This is a genomic window from Kocuria sp. 2SI (assembly GCF_005502825.1).
GTDB classification, from domain to species: Bacteria; Actinomycetota; Actinomycetes; order Actinomycetales; family Micrococcaceae; genus Kocuria; species Kocuria palustris.
The window spans coordinates 20,409-38,321 of sequence record NZ_SCNB01000003.1 but is presented as its reverse complement, the minus strand read 5'-3'; the positions used below and the strand labels follow the sequence as shown (position 1 = coordinate 38,321).

General features: G+C 72.9%; 15 protein-coding genes. 7 read left to right on the top strand and 8 right to left on the bottom strand.

Going from position 1 to position 17,913, the window contains the following annotated elements; genetic code table 11:
- Positions 1-107 precede the first annotated feature (107 nt).
- The gene (locus tag FFS25_RS02435; RefSeq protein ID WP_058871852.1) at positions 108-761 is read left to right on the top strand and encodes a maleylpyruvate isomerase N-terminal domain-containing protein; all 654 of its coding nucleotides are present in this window, start codon (positions 108-110) and stop codon (positions 759-761) included.
- A 25-nt stretch (positions 762-786) separates the two neighbouring features.
- Here FFS25_RS02435 and FFS25_RS02430 read toward each other — a convergent pair whose 3' ends face one another.
- Complete coding sequence (locus FFS25_RS02430; RefSeq protein WP_024289869.1) at positions 787-1,224, bottom strand: PLD nuclease N-terminal domain-containing protein; 438 nt, start codon at positions 1,222-1,224, stop codon at positions 787-789.
- Between the two features lie 70 nt (positions 1,225-1,294).
- Positions 1,295-2,275 carry a sulfite exporter TauE/SafE family protein gene (locus FFS25_RS02425; RefSeq protein WP_058871851.1) on the bottom strand — a complete coding sequence of 327 codons (981 nt, stop codon included), beginning with the start codon at positions 2,273-2,275 and terminating at the stop codon, positions 1,295-1,297.
- A gap of 175 nt (positions 2,276-2,450) precedes the next feature.
- Here FFS25_RS02425 and FFS25_RS02420 point away from each other — a divergent pair, with 175 nt between their 5' ends.
- A complete protein-coding gene (locus FFS25_RS02420; RefSeq protein WP_006213752.1) occupies positions 2,451-2,945 on the top strand; it encodes an RrF2 family transcriptional regulator in 495 nt (164 codons plus the stop codon).
- Between the two features lie 52 nt (positions 2,946-2,997).
- Positions 2,998-3,291: a DUF4229 domain-containing protein gene (locus tag FFS25_RS02415; RefSeq protein WP_024289871.1), complete on the top strand. Its 294-nt coding sequence runs from the start codon at positions 2,998-3,000 to the stop codon at positions 3,289-3,291.
- Between the two features lie 25 nt (positions 3,292-3,316).
- Here the strand turns inward: FFS25_RS02415 and FFS25_RS02410 are convergent, their stop codons facing one another.
- From FFS25_RS02410 to FFS25_RS02400, 3 genes are all read right to left on the bottom strand, one after another.
- A complete protein-coding gene (locus tag FFS25_RS02410) occupies positions 3,317-4,198 on the bottom strand; it encodes a 1,4-dihydroxy-2-naphthoate polyprenyltransferase (protein WP_006213750.1) in 882 nt (293 codons plus the stop codon).
- 74 nt (positions 4,199-4,272) lie between these two features.
- A complete protein-coding gene (locus FFS25_RS02405; protein ID WP_058871849.1) occupies positions 4,273-5,532 on the bottom strand; it encodes an AMP-binding protein in 1,260 nt (419 codons plus the stop codon).
- Between the two features lie 5 nt (positions 5,533-5,537).
- The gene (locus tag FFS25_RS02400; RefSeq protein WP_006213747.1) at positions 5,538-6,503 is read right to left on the bottom strand and encodes a 1,4-dihydroxy-2-naphthoyl-CoA synthase; all 966 of its coding nucleotides are present in this window, start codon (positions 6,501-6,503) and stop codon (positions 5,538-5,540) included.
- Between the two features lie 100 nt (positions 6,504-6,603).
- On the opposite strand from FFS25_RS02400, the gene hrpB reads away from it, so the two are divergent.
- Entirely contained in the window at positions 6,604-9,297 is a 2,694-nt protein-coding gene (gene hrpB / locus FFS25_RS02395) for an ATP-dependent helicase HrpB (protein ID WP_137801797.1), read from the top strand.
- 112 nt (positions 9,298-9,409) lie between these two features.
- On the opposite strand, the gene putP is transcribed toward hrpB, so the two are convergent.
- Positions 9,410-11,110 carry a sodium/proline symporter PutP gene (gene putP, locus FFS25_RS02390; RefSeq protein ID WP_006213745.1) on the bottom strand — a complete coding sequence of 567 codons (1,701 nt, stop codon included), beginning with the start codon at positions 11,108-11,110 and terminating at the stop codon, positions 9,410-9,412.
- A gap of 333 nt (positions 11,111-11,443) precedes the next feature.
- Positions 11,444-12,370: a tRNA glutamyl-Q(34) synthetase GluQRS gene (gene gluQRS / locus FFS25_RS02385; protein WP_058871847.1), complete on the bottom strand. Its 927-nt coding sequence runs from the start codon at positions 12,368-12,370 to the stop codon at positions 11,444-11,446.
- A 47-nt stretch (positions 12,371-12,417) separates the two neighbouring features.
- Between gluQRS and FFS25_RS02380 the strand changes: the two genes are divergently transcribed.
- Positions 12,418-13,257: an MBL fold metallo-hydrolase gene (locus FFS25_RS02380; protein WP_006213741.1), complete on the top strand. Its 840-nt coding sequence runs from the start codon at positions 12,418-12,420 to the stop codon at positions 13,255-13,257.
- Here the strand turns inward: FFS25_RS02380 and FFS25_RS02375 are convergent.
- The gene (locus FFS25_RS02375; RefSeq protein WP_137801796.1) at positions 13,235-14,326 is read right to left on the bottom strand and encodes a phosphatase PAP2 family protein; all 1,092 of its coding nucleotides are present in this window, start codon (positions 14,324-14,326) and stop codon (positions 13,235-13,237) included. The genes FFS25_RS02380 and FFS25_RS02375 overlap by 23 nt on opposite strands.
- A gap of 151 nt (positions 14,327-14,477) precedes the next feature.
- Between FFS25_RS02375 and FFS25_RS02370 the strand changes: the two genes are divergently transcribed.
- A complete protein-coding gene (locus tag FFS25_RS02370) occupies positions 14,478-15,527 on the top strand; it encodes an o-succinylbenzoate synthase (RefSeq protein ID WP_171004070.1) in 1,050 nt (349 codons plus the stop codon).
- A 201-nt stretch (positions 15,528-15,728) separates the two neighbouring features.
- Complete coding sequence (locus tag FFS25_RS02365; RefSeq protein WP_137801795.1) at positions 15,729-17,903, top strand: PhoX family protein; 2,175 nt, start codon at positions 15,729-15,731, stop codon at positions 17,901-17,903.
- Positions 17,904-17,913 lie beyond the last annotated feature (10 nt).

The window sequence follows — 17,913 nt, the reverse complement described above, 5'->3', positions numbered from 1 at the left end:
GAGGGACCCCGCGTCGCACGACGCGGGGTCCCTCCGCTTCCCGGGCCGCCCCTCATGGCAGTTCTCGGGCGGGTCTCGGGTCTTGTGAGCTCGGAGGAGGGGGTGCCATGCTCGCTGCCATGGACGATCCTTCCGGCGACCTCTCTACGGAGCCCCGTCGCGCCGCAGAGCTTGTGCGCCTGGCGCACCAGCGCCTGCTCGGCACCGCCTCAGGCCTCGATGACGCCCAGATCCGACGTGCCTCGCTGCTGCCGGAGTGGTCAATCGGGCACGTGCTGACCCACCTGGCGCGCAACGCCGACGGGCACAGCCGCCGACTCGCAGCAGCCCTTCGGGGAGCGGATGAGCCGAGGTATCCCGGTGGTGCGCAGCAGCGCCGGGACGAGATCGACGAGGGCGAGGGTCGGCCCGCGGCGCAGATCCTGCGCGACCTGCAGGAGTCCTGCGGCCGTCTGGACGGGGTGCTCGCCGCCATGGATGCGGCGGGCTGGCCCCACCCTGAGCTCCTGGGCCGCGACTCCTACGGCACGAGCGAGGAGCCGGCGCACCGGCTGCGCGAGGTCGTGATGCATCATGTGGACCTCGGCCTCGAGTACACGTCCGCCGACTGGCCTCAGGAGTACGTGGCCTGGGACCTTCCGCAGCTGCTCGCAACCGTCCCGCAGCGCTGGGGATCGCTGTCGAGCCAGCACCGGCTGCTCGCCTGGCTGGCCGGTCGAGCAGACCCGCAGGATGCGCCGCAGCTCGAACCCTGGAGCTGAGCTGCGCGCGGGGATCCCGAGGGATTCAGCGCGCGGAGGGATCCGCCCCGGGGGCGCTCGGCGCGTCGTCGTCCGGGTCCTCCGAGCCCGGGGCCCGGTCCTGGTCGGACTGCGGCTCATCGGCCGGATCGTCGCCGGCCTGTTCCTCGCCGGGCTGCTCGCGGCGCTGCCGCTCGCGCTCGGCCTGGCGTCGCTGGCGGTCCAGCTGGCGCAGGAACTCGGGGTCGTCGTCCGGGCCCTTGCCGCGGGTGGGGACGGAGCCGGGGGAGGCGTAGCGCGGGCGGCCCAGCGTCAGCCACAGGATGCCGCCGATGACCGGCAGGAGCAGGATGATCGCCAGCCACGGACCGCGGCGCAGGCCGCGGATGTCGCGGGCGTCCGAGCGCGCGCAGTCGATCAGCGAGTAGATGATCACGCCCACAGCCAGAGCGATCACGCCGATGATGAGGATGGCTCGGATCATGTCTCCATCGTACGGGGAGGCCCGACCCCGCGATCAATCGCGACGGGGCCGCGACGTCCGGATCCCGTCCTCAGCGCGCCGAGTGCACCGACTCCGAGCACTGAGCAGCGGACGACCCGCTCGCGGCCGCGGCCGTCGGCTTCGCGACCTCATCGGCGGTCGTCGCCTCCGAGACGCTCCCCGCAAGCGAGCCGCTGCGATGCTGCAGGACCGACCAGCCGACGGCGGCCAGCCACAGGACGGCGATCCCCAGCAGCACGGCGTGGGAGACCGTCGCAGGGGCGTCCAGCGCATCCGCCCCGAGCAGGGTCCGGGCGTTGGTGAGCACGATCAGCCCGCCCACGGCCGGGCCGAGCACGCGCGAGGGGACGCAGCGGACCAGCGCGGCGGCGATGGGTGCTGCGATCACGCCCCCGATCAGCAGGGCCAGCACCCAGGACCAGGTGATCCCCTGGCTGCCCAGGGAGAAGAGGAAGCCGAGCGAGGCGGCCACGGTGACCAGGAACTCCGCGGAGTTGATCGAGCCCACGACCTTCCGGGGCTCCAGGCGGCCGTCGGCGAGCAGGGCGGGCGTGCCGACGGGGCCCCAGCCGCCGCCTCCGGCGGCGTCCATGAAGCCGGCGAAGAGCCCGAGCGGGGCGAGCAGCCGTGCGGGGATGGCTCGTCCCAGTCGATCGCTACGCAGGCCGCCAACGGTGAAGCGCACCAGGATGAACAGGCCCAGGGCGAGCAGCACTGCGGACATGAAGGGCCTGGCGGCCGCGGCGTCGAGGTTCGACAGGGCCGTGGCCCCCAGGAAGGCGCCGATCGCACCGGGGATCCCGATCTTGGCCACGACGCCCCAGTCGACGTTGCCGAAGCGCCAGTGGGAGAGCCCGGACACGAGCGTGGTCCCGACCTCGGCCAGGTGCACGGTAGCCGAGGCGGCAGCCGGGTTGGCCCCGATCGTGAGCAGCAGCGTGGAGGTCGTGACGCCGTAGGCCATGCCCAGGCCGCCGTCCACGAGCTGGGCGGCCAGGCCGACGAGGGCGATGAGGACGAGCATGCGCATGCGGGACTCCCGGGCAGTGGGGTGGGGCGGATCGTGGACTCGGCAGCGCCGCGCGGGCGGGGCGAGCGCCGCTTCCGCAGCCGATCCACTATTCCCATCGGAATGATGGGATTTACTGTGCGCGAGCATTCCAGGGCCCTGGGAAGGGCGTCAAAGTCCGTGAAACAATCGACACATGGAGATCTCCGCACGCGCCGAATACGCGATCAGGGCCATGCTCATGCTCGCCGAGGCGCACGCGGCGGGCACCGCCGCCATGCCGGCCCAGGAGCTGGCCCAGCGTCAGCAGCTGCCGGCCAAGTTCCTCGAGGTGGTCCTCGGGCAGCTGCGCCGCGGGGGGCTCGTCGTCAGCCGCCGCGGAGCCGCAGGCGGCTACCGGCTGGCCTCCCAGGCGCAGGAGATCACGATCGGCGCGGTGATCCGCACGGTAGAGGGGCCGCTGGCCGGCATCCGGGGGCAGCGCCCGTCGGACACCGCCTACACGGGTGCTGCTGAGCACCTGCCAGTCGTGTGGGTCGCGCTGCGCTCGGCCATGCGCCGGGTGCTCGACGAGGTCACGCTGGCAGATGTCCTGACCGGCGGCTTCCCGGAGCACGTGCGGGCCTTCGCTGAGGAGCCCGGAGCCTGGACGGACCGCTGGCCGATCGAGGGCGGGCGCTCGCAGGGCTGATGCCCGTGCGCGCGCGGAGGCCGCATCCAGGGGCGGGCCTTAGGATGCTCCGGTGAACTTCCTGAAGTACTCCGCCCTGCGCCTGGCCATCCTCGCCGTCGCGTTCGTGCTGTTCATGGCACTGGACCTCGGTCTGATCTTCTCCGGCATCGCCGCCGTGATTGTGGCGTTCGCGGTGTGCTATCTCTTCTTCCCCAAGCTGCACATCGCCGCGAGCGAGGACCTCAACCGCGCGATCTCGCGCTCGCCCAAGCCCCGCAGCCGAGAGCGCCTGCGCGACACCCGGGACGAGGACGCCGAGGCCGACGCCTACCGCCGCAGCCGCGGCGAGGACGACCTTCCCTGAGCTCCTGAGGCAGGCAGCGGCCGGGTCACAGGCTCTGGTGCGCCACCACGGCGATGAGGAACAGCACGGACCACACGAGGTTGAGGATCCCGCACTGCTTGAGCACCGGGATCAGCGCGGTGCGCTCGGTGGCACCCAGCACGGTGCGCGCGGCCATGATCGCCAGCGGGGCCGCCAGCAGCACCAGCAGGAACCACGGGTTCCGCGGGAGCAGGAACACATGCAGCGCGAAGGCCAGCCCGAGCTCGGCGGTGAAGACCACGCGGGCCCAGCGATCGCCCAGCCGCACGGCCAGGGTGCGCTTGCCGACCTCCTGGTCGCCGGGGATGTCGCGGATGTTGTTGGCCATCAGCAGCGCGCAGGCGAACAGTCCCGTGGCCACGGCGGCGATCCAGGCCTGCAGGTTCAGCTCGCCGGCCTGGGTCATGGCGGTGCACAGCACGGCCACGAGCCCGAAGTAGACGAACACCGCCGCATCGCCCAGCCCGCGGTAGCCGTAGGGCCAGGGGCCTCCGGTGTAGCCCCAGGCGGCCAGCACCGCGGAGGCGCCGATCACCAGGAACCACCACTGGCCTGACAGCGCCACCAGGGCGACGCCGGCCACCATGGCCAGCACGAAGCAGCCCAGCGCGGCAGCCAGCACCTGCCGCGGTGCGGCGGCCCCGGAGCCGACCAGGCGCATGGGGCCCACGCGGTCGTCGTCGGTGCCCTTGATGCCGTCCGAGTAGTCGTTGGCGTAGTTCACGCCGATCTGCAGCAGCAGCGCCACGGCGAAGGCCAGCAGCGCGCGCACCACGTCCGAGCCCCACATGGACTGGGCGGCGGCGGTGCCGGCGATGACCGGGGCCAGGGCCATGGGCAGGGTGCGCAGGCGCGCGCCCTCGACCCACTGCGCAGGTGTAGCCACGAACAGGACCTCCTCGGCCGACGGCTGTGAACTGGCCCATCATTTCATGAGAACCCGACGGACCCGACCGCTGCTCAGCCGCTGACGCCCTCCAGCAGGCGGCGCACCTCGGCCCGATCTGGCTTGCCGGTGACGAGCATGGGCATCTGCGCCGCGATGAGCCAGCGCTTGGGAACGGCCGCAGCGCCCAGTGCTGAGCGGATCTCGGCGGACAGCCGCTCCCGCAGCGCGGTCTCCTCCCGCTGATGGGCGCTCGAGCGCGGGACGACGAGCGCGGCCACGGCCTGTCCCCACTGCGGATCCGGCACCCCGAGCACGACGGCCTGCTCGATCTCGGGATCGCGCAGCAGCTGCTGGGCCACCACGCCGGCCGAGACCTTGAGCCCGCCGGTGACCACGACGTCGTCGGCGCGACCGGTGATCTCCAGCAGCCGCCCGTCCCAGGTGCCGAGGTCATCGGTGCGGTACCAGCGCCGGCCGTCGATCAGGCGGACATGGCGGGCGGTCTGGGCATCGTCGTCGAGGTAGCCGGTCGTGACTGCGTCCCCGCCGAGCCAGATCCGCCCGGATCCCTCGGGCGCCAGCGGGGCGCAGCCCTGCGCAGGAGCCGGTGACGAGGACCCCTCCGAAGCCTCGATCCGGACCTCGATGCCGTCGAGCGGTCGGCCGTCGTACACGCAGCCGCCGCAGGTCTCCGACATCCCGTAGGTGGTGGCCACGCGGGCCCCGAGGGCGCGGGCGCGCTCGAGCAGCACGGGCGAGGCCGCCGAGCCTCCGAGCAGCACCGAGTCGAAGGATGCCAGCGCCCGGCGCACCGCGCGCCCGCCTGCCGGGTCATCTGCGACCTCGACCAGTCGGGAGAGCTGGGTCGGCACGAGCGAGACGTGCCGGACCTCGCCCGTCATCCTCTCGGCGGCGCCCGCGAAGGCCTCGGCGCGGAAGGGTCCGTTGTCCATGATCACCGGCTCGGTCCCTGCAAGTGCCGAGCGGGCCAGGACCTGGACACCGGCCACGTAGTGCGCGGGCAGGCACAGCAGCCACTGGCCGTGCCCGCCGGTGCGCACGGCTGTGGCCTCACCGGAGGCGCGCAGCGACTGCGCCTCGAGCACCGTGGCCTTGGGGCGCCCGGTCGAGCCCGAGGTGGAGACGACGACGGCCGGGCCGGGCCGCGACAGCGCATCCCGGAGCCGCTCGAGCAGACCGGCCGCACCGCCGAGCCCGGGCAGGGCCTGAGGGCCGTCGAGGACAACGGCGTCCGAAGGCAGGTCCGCGGTGCGCGGCGCCGGCATCGCCCGACCGGGCAGCTCCTGCTCCGCAGAGGAGGTGTCCGCCACGGGGATCAGAAGTAGTACGGGTAGGACGACCAATCGGGATCGCGCTTGCCCAGGAAGGCATCGCGGCCCTCGACGGCCTCGTCGGTCATGTAGGCCAGGCGCGTGGCCTCACCGGCGAAGACCTGCTGCCCGACCATGCCGTCGTCCGGGAGGTTGAAGGCGTACTTGAGCATGCGGATCGCCTGCGGGGACTGCGCGCAGATCATCCGGCACCACTCGATGGCCGTGGCCTCGAGCTCGGAGTGCTCCACGACCTCGTTGACCGCGCCCATGCGGTGCATGTCCTGGGCGGAGTACTCGCGGGCCAGGAAGAAGATCTCGCGGGCGTTCTTCTGACCCACCTGGCGGGCCAGCAGGGCGGAGCCGTAGCCGGCGTCGAAGGAGCCGACGGTGGCGTCGGTCTGCTTGAACCTCCCGTGCTCTGCCGAGGCCAGCGTGAGGTCGCAGACCACGTGCAGGGAGTGCCCGCCGCCTGCTGCCCAGCCGGAGACCGCGGCGATCACGGGCTTGGGCATGGTGCGGATCAGACGCTGGACCTCCAGGATGTGCAGGCGCCCGGCGCGGGCCGGATCCACCGACTCGGCGGTCTCGCCCTCGGCGTAGCGGTAGCCGTCGCGGCCGCGGATGCGCTGATCGCCGCCCGAGCAGAAGGCCCAGCCGCCGTCCTTGGCCGACGGGCCGTTGCCGGTGAGGATCACGGCGCCCACGTCCGAGCTCATGCGGGCGTGATCGAGCACGCGGTAGAGCTCGTCCACCGTCCCCGGGCGGAAGGCATTGCGGACCTCGGGGCGGTCGAAGGCCACCCGGACCCAGGGCAGGTCGCGCTCGAGGGCGCCGTCGGGTCCGCGCTGGACGCCTCGGTGGTAGGTGATGTCCGTCAGGTCCTCGAACCCCTCGACCGTGCGCCACTGCACGGGATCGAAGATCTCGGAGACCTGGCGGGAGAGCTGGGATGCGCTGGAGTCGTTCACAGCGGCCAGTCTACGAGCGCTCGCCGACGCCGGAACGGGCCCGCTGGGGCCGTCGACGCCCGCGGAGCTGCTGCCGCACGGCAGATGGGAGACTGGCCGGATGATGGATCTGGACCTCGAGCGCCTCGGTGCGGACCTGCCCTTCGCACAGGCCCTCCCGCGGCTGCGGGCGGCGCTGGCCGGCCACGGAGTCGCCATCGTGGAGGCGCCTCCGGGCACCGGCAAGACCACGCTCGCCCCGCCGGCGGCGGCCCTCGAGCTCGGGGCGGATGCGCGCAGCAGGGTCGTCGTCGTGCAGCCGCGGCGGGTGGCCGCGCGGGCCGCGGCCCAGCGGCTGGCCCAGCTGAGCGGAACGAGGCTCGGCGAGCTGTCCGGGCTCACCGTGCGCGGGCAGCGCGAGGTCGGCCCGGGGACTGCCATCGAGTTCGTGACCCCGGGCGTGCTGATCGGGCGCCTGCTGGCGGACCCGGAGCTGAGCGGGACCCGAGCGATCGTGCTCGATGAGGTCCACGAGCGCGGCCTGGAGATCGACCTGCTGCTGGGCATGGTCCTGGAGCTGCGCCAGCTGCGCGAGGACCTGGCCCTGATCGTCATGTCCGCCACCCTTGACGCCGGATCCTTCCGCGACCTGATCGGGCAGGCGCTCGGGCTGGACGAGGTCCCGCTCGTGGACAGCCGGGCGGTCGAGCACCCCCTCGAGGTCCGCTGGGCTCCGGGGACGGGGCCGCGGCTCGACGAGCGCGGCGTGCGGCGGGAGTTCCTGGACCACGTGGCCCGCACGGCGCATCGGGAGCACGAGCGCGGCCTTGCCCAGGACCCTGGCCTCGACGCCCTCGTCTTCCTGCCCGGAGCCGGGGAGGTCTCCCACGTGGCTGCTCGGCTCCGGGAGCTCTCGGAGGCCGAGGTGCTCGAGCTGCATGGGCGCATCCCCGCGCACGAGCAGAACCTCGCCGTGGCCGGGCGCGAGCCGGACGGCCGCCCCCGGATCGTTGTCTCCACGGCCCTGGCCGAGTCCTCGCTGACGGTGCCCGGAGTGAGCCTGGTGATCGATGCCGGTCTCTCGCGCGAGTCGCGCAGGGACGCGGTGCGCCGCATGTCCGGGCTCGTCACGGTCTCGGCCTCTCGGGCCTCGGGACGGCAGCGGGCGGGCCGTGCCGCGCGCACCGGTCCCGGAGCGGTCGTGCGCTGCTACGACGAGTCGGCGTGGGCGGCCATGCCCGAGCGCGCCGTCCCGGAGATCCGCACGGCCGATCTGACCTCCGCAGCACTCGTGCTGTCCTGCTGGGGAGCCCCGGGAGGCGAGGGCATGGCCCTGCTGGATCCGCCTGCGCCCCGGGCCCTGGCCGATGCTCACCGCACGCTGCGCTCGCTGGAGGCCCTCGACGAGGACCTGCGTCCCACTGCCGTCGGCCGCCGCCTGGCGGGGCTGCCGCTGGATCCGCGCTGGGGCCGCGCTCTGCTCGTCGGCGCACAGTCGGTGGAGGAGTCCACGGCCGCCGAGATCGTGGCGGCCGTCGCGGACGACCACCGGGCCCCCGACGGCGACCTCGCCGGTCTGCTGCGCGAGCTGCGCCGCGGGCAGCATCCGGGCTCCCGGCGCTGGCAGGCCGAGGCTCGACGGCTGCGCTCGCTGATCGCGGGAACGGCTGTGGAGCCGTCGGGCGAGTCGCCCGGCCCCGAGCCGCAGCGGCGACGAGCCGATCCCGAGGCGAGCCGGGAGCCCGCCGCTCACGCCCCTGCCGATGCCCAGGAGGTCCTCGGTCTGGTGGTGGGCCTGGCCTTCCCCGAGCGGATCGCCCGGCGGATGGATGAGCGCGGCGAGCAGTGGCTGCTGGCCTCGGGGACCCGCGCCGGCCTGCCTCGCGAGTCCCCGCTGGTCCACGAGCAGTGGCTGGCCGTAGCCGATGTCACGCGCTCGCAGGCCTCGGCGGCCGCGGGCACCGGGGCCCTGATCCGCGCTGCCACCGGGCTGGAGCGGGCCACGGCCGAGCGCGCCGCGGGTCGGCTGCACCGGCGCGAGCTGTCCGTGCGCTTCGTCGACGGGCGGGCCAGGGCTCGCGACGTCGAGTCGCTGGGGGCCATCGAGCTCGCGGCCACCCCGGCGCGCCCGGACCCCGAGCAGGCCGCCGAGGCGATCGGCCGTGCGCTCGAGGAGCAGGGCCCGGCGTTGCTGGAGATGTCCGAGCAGGCGCTGCAGCTGCGCGCTCGGATGGCGGCCTGCCACCGGCACCTGGGCGAGCCCTGGCCGGCCATGGACGACGACTCCCTGGGAGCCCAGGCGCAGGTCTGGCTCGGCCCGGAGCTCGCGGCGCTGGCACGAGGGGCCTCGGTGCGCTCGATCGACACCGTCTCGGCTCTGCGACGGCTGCTGCCCTGGCCGGAGGCCTCGCGCTTCGAGGAGCTGGCCCCGCAGCGGCTGGCCGTGCCGTCGGGCGCCTCGCACCGGATCCTGTGGCCGCAGCAGTGGGAGTCCGAGGAGGTCGCGCTCACCGACCAGGAGGAGCAGGCCGGCAGCGGGCGCGGGCAGGTCCCGCAGCCGATCGTGCGGGTCAAGCTCCAGGAGTGCTTCGGCCTGGCGGAGTCGCCCCGGCTGCTCGACGGTCGTCTGCCGGTGCTCTTCCACCTGCTCTCCCCGGCCGGGCGGGAACTGGCGATCACGGCCGATCTGGCCTCGTTCTGGGACGGGCCGTACCGCCAGGTCCGCGCCGAGATGCGCGGGCGCTATCCCAAGCACCCGTGGCCGGAGGACCCGTGGGCCGCCCAGGCCACCGCCAGGACCCGTCGGCGCGGCTGAAGCCGGCAGCGGCGCGGGAGGCTCTGCCGGGACCTGGCCCGGAGTCGGACAGGGGGCCCGGGACGATGCTCATCGTCCCGGGCCCCCTGAGGCTTCAGCGCAGCTGGATCGCTCAGCCGTTGTGCGCCCACGGCGCGGGCGGGGTGCCGCCCTCGGCGGCGCCGGTGGCCCGAGCGGAGCCGTCCGCGTCCTGAGCAGAGCTCGCACCGGCCTGGGCCGGCGCCGAGGCCGCACCTGCGGCACGGGGAGCTTCGAGCTCGGAGTCGTCCTCCGGCAGGCCCTCGCGGGAGCGGGCGACGGCGGCGTCGAAGTGGTCGTCGATGCCCGGCTCGTTGCTGTAGGTGGCCAGGGAGACCAGCACGGCCACGATGAGCGCGGCGGCGAAGCCAGGGATGATCTCGTACAGATCCGCCCACGGGGTCGAGGGCCAGATCAGCACGACGGCCGCGCCGACCACCATGGAGGCGGTGGCGCCGTAGCCGGTGAGCTTCTTCCAGTACAGCGACAGCAGCACGATCGGGCCGAAGGCCGCGCCGAAGCCGGCCCAGGCGAAGCCGACCAGGGCCAGGATCGATTCGGACGGGTTCAGGGCCATGAGCGCGGCGACGACCGCCACGACGAACACGGCGGCGCGGGAGACCCACAGCGACGAGCGACCGGTCAGAGGGCGGCGGCGCAGCAGCAGCATGAGGTCCTCCACGAACGCGGAGGCGGTGACCACGAGCTGCGAGGACAGCGTGGACATGATCGCGGCGAGCACGGCGGCCAGCACGAGCCCGGCCACGAACGCCGGGAACAGGCCGATCGCGGAGTCCAGGAACACGGTCTCGGCAGTCTCGGAGTTGGTGAGGCTCACGCGTCCGCGCTCCACCAGCGGGATCGCGAACAGGGCGGTGAGGATCGCGCCGATCGCGCACAGGGCCATCCACACGATGTTCCAGCGGCGCCCGGAGACGGCCTCGTGGTGGCTGCGCAGGGCCATGAAGCGCACCAGGATGTGCGGCTGGCCGAAGTAGCCGAGGAACCAGGCGAACAGCGAGATCGCGCCGATGGCGCCGCCGGCCGCGCTCCAGTCGAAGAGGTTCCAGGCGCCGGGGTGGACCTCGTCCACGCGCTGGACGATGGTCGCCGGGCCGCCGGCGATGATCATGGTCACGACGGGCACCGCCAGCAGGGCCAGGAACATCAGGGTGCCCTGCACGAAGTCGGTGAAGCTGGCGCCCAGGAATCCGCCGATCAGCGTGTAGAGGATCGTGACCGCGGCGATGACCAGCATGCCGATCAGGTAGGTCTCGCTGTTGGACCAGCCGAAGCTCTGCTCGAGGGCACCGCCGAACGAGGCCGCCGCGAAGTTGCCGCCGGCGACCATGCCGGAGGAGATGTAGAACGTGAAGAAGATGAGGATGACCAGTCCCGAGACCACCCGCAGCATCCGGCCGCCGCGCACCAGGCGGTTGCCGAAGTAGGAGGGGAGGGTGATGGCATTGCCGTACTGCTCGGTGAACAGGCGCAGTCGCGGGGCCACGACCTTCCAGTTGACCCAGGCTCCCAACGTCAGGCCGATGGCGATCCAGGACTGTGCCATGCCGCCGAGGTAGAGCGCTCCGGGCAGGCCCATGAGCAGCCAGCCGGACATGTCGGAGGCGCCGGCGGACAGCGCGGCGACCGGGGCGGGCAGATCACGCCCGCCGATCATGTAGTCGTCCTTGTCATTAGTGCGCGTGGACGCCCAGAGGCCGATGCCGACCATCGCCAGGAAGTACAGGGCGATGGCGGCCATCATCCACCAGAAGCCGGATCCTGCTTCGATCATGGGTTCCTCTCCGCCTCGGTGCGGATGGGGCGCGCAGCGGCGTCCATCGATCGTCCGGGCGTGTTCTCCGAATCGGGAAGTGCGGGGGTTGCGGGCAGCGGGGCCGCTCAAGCGGGTCGCGCGAGATCGTGCGGTCCTGCGGGTCGGGCTGCGGAAGGGCAGCAGCCCGGACCGCGGTGGGCGAGTGCGAGGCAGCGCCCAAGCGCGGACAAAACGACTGAAAGGATACGGGAAGGTCGCTCATCGCCCCCCCGATATGACGCAGATATGCCGCTCTGACCTGGGGCGATGAAAAGCTTGACAGGTTGTGTCCAGGTGGTGTCTGGGCGTCGCTCAGCCGGTCTCGGCGGCCCGGCGCGGGGGGTCCAGGATCCAGGGGCCCTGGTCCAGGCGCACCTCGTCGAAGCGCTCGAGCACATCGGAAGCCGTGCGGATGCCGTCGCCGAGCCCCAGGGAGGCTCCGATCCAGCCCATCGCCTCACCCGGCCCCACCCCCAGGCCGCGCAGGTCCGCCAGGCTCACGGCGCCGTCGCGCTTGGCCAGGCGGTCGCCGTCGGGATTGAGCACGAGGGGGACGTGGATCCACTGCGGCTCGGGCAGCCCGAGCAGCTGCGCCAGATGGGCCTGCCTGGGCGCGGAGGACAGCAGGTCGTCGCCGCGCACCACCTGATCGACGCCCTGATGGGCGTCGTCGACGACGACCGCGAGGTTGTAGGCGGGGCGGCCGTCGTTGCGCACGAGAACGAAGTCGTCGACGGCAGCGGTGTGCTCGCCCAGCAGGCGGTCGCGGACGGTCGCGGAATCCGTCTGGGCGCGCAGTCGCAGCGCGGCCGGGCGCTCGGCGCGGCGGGCATCGCGCTGGGCGGGCGTCAGATCGCGGCAGGTGCCCGGATAGGCCCCCGGCGCCCCGTGCGGCGCGCCGCCTGAGGCCTCGATCTCCTCGCGGATCTCGCGGCGCGTGCAGAAGCACTCGTAGACCAGATCGCGCTCGCGCAGCCTGTCGACGGCCTGGAGGTGGGCCGGGATCCGCTGCGACTGCACGAGCACGGGCTCCTGCCAGTCCAGCCCGATCGCGGCCAGGTCCTCGAGCTGGCGCTCGGCCGCGCCCTCCTTGACGCGGTCGAGGTCCTCGAGGCGCAGCGCGAACCCGCGGCCGTCGGCGCGGGCGATCGCCCAGGCCAGCACGGCGGTGCGCAGGTTGCCCAGGTGGAGGTCCCCGGAGGGGGAGGGCGCGTAGCGCCCGGATCCGCGGCTCAGCATGGCCACCACCGTAGGCCACGCGCGGTGCGGCACCGTACGCTGGACGGGTGAGCTCCCTCAGCGAAGTCGGCGACGACATCCATGTCATCACCACGGAGAACTGGCGCCTGAACTCGGGCCTGGTCGTGGGGTCCTCGCGCGCGCTCGTGATCGACACCGGCGCCGGGCCGCGGCAGGGACGCGAGATCCTCGAGGCCGTGCGCACGGTGACCCAGCTGCCGCTCGTGGTGCTGAACACCCACGCCCACTACGACCACTACATGGGCAACGCGGTCTTCGAGCGGGCCGGAGTCACCGAGTTCTGGTCGCACCGAGACGCCGCCGCGGCCATCGGCACCCACGGCGACTTCCAGCGCTCCTTCGTGGGAGTCCTGGAGCCGGAGATGGGGGAGGGCAAGGGTCTGGGGACGCGGATCGTGGTGCCGCAGCGGCACCTGCCCGGCACCGGTCTGCGCCCCGCGCTGAGCCGGATCGACCTGGGCGGTCGGCACGTGGTCGTGTTCTCGGTGGGACGGGCGCACACGGACAACGACATCTTCGCGGGCGTGGACGAGGTCCTGTTCGCCGGCGACGTGGTGGAGCAGGGCGCGGATCCGGCCTTCGAGGACGCCTATCCGCACGAATGGGTGCGGGCCCTGGAGCAGATCGCGGATCTGGAGCGCTACTCGGTGGTCGTGCCGGGCCACGGCTCCCCGGTATCGCGCGGCGCGGTGCGGGACATGGCCGAGAACATGGCCGCGGCGATCGAGCGCCTGGATGCGCCTGCGGCCCCGGTGCAGGACGCCGCCGGTCCGGTGACCGCCGCGCTGTACCAGCTGCCCTACGGGGCGGCGGCCTCCAGGATCCTGCTGGACCGGCTGGCCGTCATCGCCGGCGCGGGCGCATAGCCCGCACCATCTGCTGGGCCGAGAGCAGGGAGGCGCTCAGCACGCCCAGGGCGCCGAAGGCCAGTGCCAGGCCCGGTGCCGGGATCGTCTGCTGAGCCGTCAAGGCCAGGATCGTGAGCCCGGCCCCCAGCACGAACAGGACCAGCAGCGTGAGGCCGCGCTGCGGGACCCAGGGCTCGGCCGGGATCAGCGCGCGCAGCACCAGGGATCCGAGCACGAACCAGCCGGCGACCAGCAGCACGGACACGGCGGCATCGGCGGGCCGGTGCCAGCCGTTGATCACCGTCCCCACCCCGGCCGCCGTGACTGCCGCAGCGCCCAGCAGCGCCCACGCCTTGCGCTGGCGCGCGGGAGCGACCATGACGACGACCGCCACGGCTGCCGCTGCTGCGGCGGTGTGCCCGGAGGGCAGGGAGTTCTGGGCCGACTCCTGGATCCCGTAGGCGGTCTTGTCCAGCAGGCTGTGCTTGAGCAGCTGGACGGAGGCCAGGGCCGGCACCGCGGTGAGCACGGCGATCACCAGCGGGATCCAGCGGCGGTTCGAGGCGGCCAGGATCAGTGAGATCGCAGCGGAGGCCGCGCAGGTGATGAGGGTGGCCGAGGCGAGCAGGCCGGTCACCGAGGAGGGGAGGCGTTCGTTGACCGCAGAGGCCTGGCGCAGGGCGACCTCATCCACCCACTGCCCGTTCACCGTGCGCAGCGCGGTCCAGGCGATCAGCCCGGCCAGGGCGAAGAGCACGCCTGCGCGCACCAGCTGGCCCACTGCGGAGCCGACCGTGAGATCGCGCCGCGGCTGCGGGCGGTGCTCGCCGCCGTACTGGTAGGCGGCCTGGCCCGGGTAGTCGGGGCGATCGTCGATGCGCTGCGGGGCCCAGACCTGCTGCCGCTGCAGTGGAGCCGTCGGCGCAGGGACCCCGGCGACGAGCCGGGTCTCCTGCGCCGTGTCGGGCCTCATCTGGTGGTGCTCGACCCCGAGATGCTCGCCCTGCGGGTGCCGATCCTGCGCCGCGGAGTGGCGGTCGCCCCGCTGTCCTCGCTGCGGATCGGTCTCAGCCGGAATGTAGGTCACGCTCGTGGTCCCCTGATCGACACTGCCTGATCGTCCAGGCTTCGGAAGGGCCCCAGTGTGGCATCGGAGCCTTCGCGGATCCTGGGACCGAGCCTCGGGTTCCCGAGGACTCGGGCGCAGCCCCGGCGCTGCCCGGCCCTAGGCTGGATCCATGTCCCGGACCGAGCCCCTGGCCTTCAGCCCCCTGCCGCAGCCGCTGCCTTCCCTCGAGGAGGTGCTCGAGGACGCCGCGGTCGTGGACCTGCCGATGACCTCGCGCTTCCGCGGTCTGCAGCGCCGCGAATCCATGCTGGTGCGCGGCCCGCAGGGCTGGGCCGAGTTCGCCGCCTTCCCCGAGTACGACGATGCCGAGGCTCTGGCCTGGTGGCGCTGCGCCCTCGAGGTCGGCTGGCTCGGGCTGCCGCGGCCGCGGCGCACGACCGTCTCGGTCAATGCCACCGTCCCCGCGGTGCCCGCCGCGGAGGTCCCCCGCGTGCTGGCCCGCTACGGGGAAGGCATCGCCGCGGTGAAGGTCAAGGTGGCCGAGCACGGCCAGTCGCTGGCCGACGACGACGCCCGCGTGGCCGCCGTGCGCGCGGTCCTGCCGGAGGCCGCGCTGCGCGTGGATGCCAACGCCGGGTGGGGCCCCGAGGAGGCGGTCGAGGCGCTGATCCGGCTGGCCCGCCACGGGCTCGAGTACGCCGAGCAGCCCAGCCCCGGGATCGAGGGCCTGGCCCGCGTGCGCAGCGAGCTGCGCGGCCGCGGGGAGCCCCTGCCGATCGCCGCGGACGAGTCCGTGCGCAAGGCCGAGGATCCGCTCGCGGTGGCCCGAGCCGAGGCCGCCGATCTGATCGTCATCAAGGCCGCCCCGCTGGGCGGGGCGCGACGGGCGCTCGCGGTCGTCGAGCAGGCCGGGCTGCCGGCCGTGGTGAGCTCCGCCCTCGAGACGAGCGTGGGCCTCAGCGCGGGTCTCGCCCTGGCCGCAGCGCTGCCCGAGCTGCCGTACGCGTGCGGGCTCGGCACGGCAGCGCTGCTGGCCGAGGACGTGACGGGCAGCCCGCTGCTGCCGAGCGGCGGCGTCCTGCCGGTGGGCCCCGTCGCCGCCGATCCGGAGCTGCTGGCCCGGCACCGGGCCTCGCCGCAGCGCGAGCAGTGGTGGCGAGACCGCGCTCGCCGGGTGCACGGCCTGCTCGAGCGGACCGAAGCGCAGCATCGCGTCTGATCGGAGCCCCCTCGAGGTTCCCTCGACATGCGGATTCATCGGGGATACGGCATGGCTTCCTGTCCTTTTTCTGCCGTCGTCGTCCTGTTCACTGCGCGTTCTCCCGGCGACCAACAGGCCCTCACGCACGACGGGTTAGGTGGTCTGCGACGAAGGAACCGACGCCCGCCGCTCGTCCGACGGGCCGATGAGAGGGAACCCATGCGCCACCAGCTCCTGCCCATGCTCGGCCACACGAACGGCAAGCGCTCGCCGCTGACGTGCGCCCTGAAGTGCGACTCCGCCTGCGCCAAGCCGGACTGCAACCAGTCCGACAACGCCACCTTCCACGAGGTCGCCTCCACGGCGCTCTCGCGCCGCTCGGCCCTGGGCCTGGGTGCGGCCGCCGCGGTCTCCGTGGGCGTCGTGGCCACCGGGACCCGCGCCGAGGCGACCTTCGCCTACTGGGGCGAGCGCGGCGGCAGGATGGACTTCACGCCGATCGATCCCGTGGATGCCGCGGTCGACGACCTCAACGTCCCGGAGGGCTTCGACTGGTCGCCGATCATCCGCTGGGGCGACCCGCTGTTCGCCGACTCCCCGGCCTTCGACCCGCAGAACCAGACCTACGAGTCGCAGAAGGCGCAGTTCGGCTTCAACAACGACTACCTCGACATCATCCCGGACCGCGGCGGCCGCACCGGCGTGCTCGTGTGCAACCACGAGTACACGAACGAGAACACCATGTTCCCGGCCGATCAGCTCGAGAACGATCTCGAGCGCACGGCCGCCGTCGGGATCGCAGCCCACGGCATGGCGGTCGTGGAGATCGAGCGCTCGGCCCCCGGCCAGCCCTGGACCTATGTGGTGGGCGGTCGGCGCAACCGGCGCATCACCGCCGACACCCCCTTCTCCGTCGACGGCCCCGCCGCCGGCTCGGACATGCTCAAGACCGTGGCCGATCCCACCGGCAGGCTCGTGCTGGGCACCCAGAACAACTGCTCGGGCGGCGTGACCCCGTGGGGCACGGTCCTGTCCGGCGAGGAGAACATCAACAACGTCCTCACCGCCAAGGCCTCCCCGGAGGCCACCCGCTACGGCATCGGCACCAAGCCAACCTCGCGCCGCTGGGATCTCGTGGACCCCCGCTGGGACGGCAACAACGAGGGCTACGAGAACGAGATCAATCGCTTCGGCTGGGTCGTGGAGATCGACCCGCAGGATCCGTCGTCGACCCCGGTCAAGCACACCTCCATGGGCCGCTTCAAGCACGAGGGCGCCAACGTCTACGTGGCCGCGGACGGCACCGTGGTCGCCTACTCGGGCGATGACCAGCGCTTCGACTACCTGTACAAGTTCGTCTCGGCCAAGAAGCACAAGCAGGGCGACCGCCGCCACAACATGACGCTGCTGTCCGAGGGCGATCTCTACGTCGCCAAGTTCACCGGCGACTCCGAGAAGGAGATCGACGGCTCCGGGCGCCTGCCCTCCGACGGCGCGTTCGACGGCAAGGGACAGTGGCTGCCCCTGGTCGTCGGCGGCGAGTCGAAGGTTCAGGGCATGTCCGTCGAGGACGTGCTCGTGCACACCCGCCTGGCGGGCGACAAGGTCGGCGCCACCAAGATGGACCGCCCCGAGGACGTCGAGCCCAACCCGCACACCGGCAAGGTCTATGTGGCCTGCACGAACAACACCGAGCGGGGCACCCCGGGCAAGGCGGCGGCGGACGAGGCCAACCCGCGCAGCAGCAACCGCGACGGGCACATCATCGAGCTCACCGAGGACGCGGCGAACTCCGGCGGCACGACCTTCCACTGGTCGATCCTGCTGGTCTGCGGCGACCCGGCCGCCAACTCGTCGACCTACTTCGCGGGCTTCCCGGCGGATCGGGTCTCGCCGATCTCCTGCCCGGACAACGTCGCCTTCGACGCCGAGGGCCACCTCTGGATCTCGACCGACGGGGCTCCCGGCACGATCGGCTACAACGACGGGCTGTTCCGGGTGGGCCTCGAGGGGCGCGAGCGCGGTCTGGTCGAGCAGTTCCTCTCCGTCCCGCAGGACGCCGAGACCTGCGGCCCGGTCATCCACGACAAGGAGCAGATGGCCTACGTGGCCGTCCAGCACCCGGGCGAGGACGGCACCTTCGAGGATCCGCGCTCGTACTTCCCGGACTACGTGCTCAAGACCCGCCAGGGCGACGGCAAGTTCTCTCTGCCCCGCCCCTCGGTCGTGCAGGTCTACTCGACCGGCAAGGGCCGCGGGCAGTTCGGCCGCGGCAAGGAGCTCGCCCGTGAGCGCAAGTCGGCGCGCGGTCTGGAGATGGAGGGCTACAAGGGCCGTTCGACCAAGGCCATCCGCGACAAGGCGCGTCGCGCTCGACGGTCCTACACGGACTGAGGCCCCTCCG

Coding starts and splice junctions, on each gene's coding strand:
- FFS25_RS02430 (WP_024289869.1), bottom strand. CDS start 1,224: ATGATCCGAGCCATCCTCATCATCGGCGTGATCGCTCTGGCTGTGGGC.
- hrpB (WP_137801797.1), top strand. CDS start 6,604: ATGATGGATCTGGACCTCGAGCGCCTCGGTGCGGACCTGCCCTTCGCA.
- FFS25_RS02420 (WP_006213752.1), top strand. CDS start 2,451: ATGGAGATCTCCGCACGCGCCGAATACGCGATCAGGGCCATGCTCATG.
- FFS25_RS02365 (WP_137801795.1), top strand. CDS start 15,729: ATGCGCCACCAGCTCCTGCCCATGCTCGGCCACACGAACGGCAAGCGC.
- gluQRS (WP_058871847.1), bottom strand. CDS start 12,370: ATGCTGAGCCGCGGATCCGGGCGCTACGCGCCCTCCCCCTCCGGGGAC.
- FFS25_RS02425 (WP_058871851.1), bottom strand. CDS start 2,275: ATGCGCATGCTCGTCCTCATCGCCCTCGTCGGCCTGGCCGCCCAGCTC.
- putP (WP_006213745.1), bottom strand. CDS start 11,110: ATGATCGAAGCAGGATCCGGCTTCTGGTGGATGATGGCCGCCATCGCC.
- FFS25_RS02435 (WP_058871852.1), top strand. CDS start 108: ATGCTCGCTGCCATGGACGATCCTTCCGGCGACCTCTCTACGGAGCCC.
- FFS25_RS02370 (WP_171004070.1), top strand. CDS start 14,478: ATGTCCCGGACCGAGCCCCTGGCCTTCAGCCCCCTGCCGCAGCCGCTG.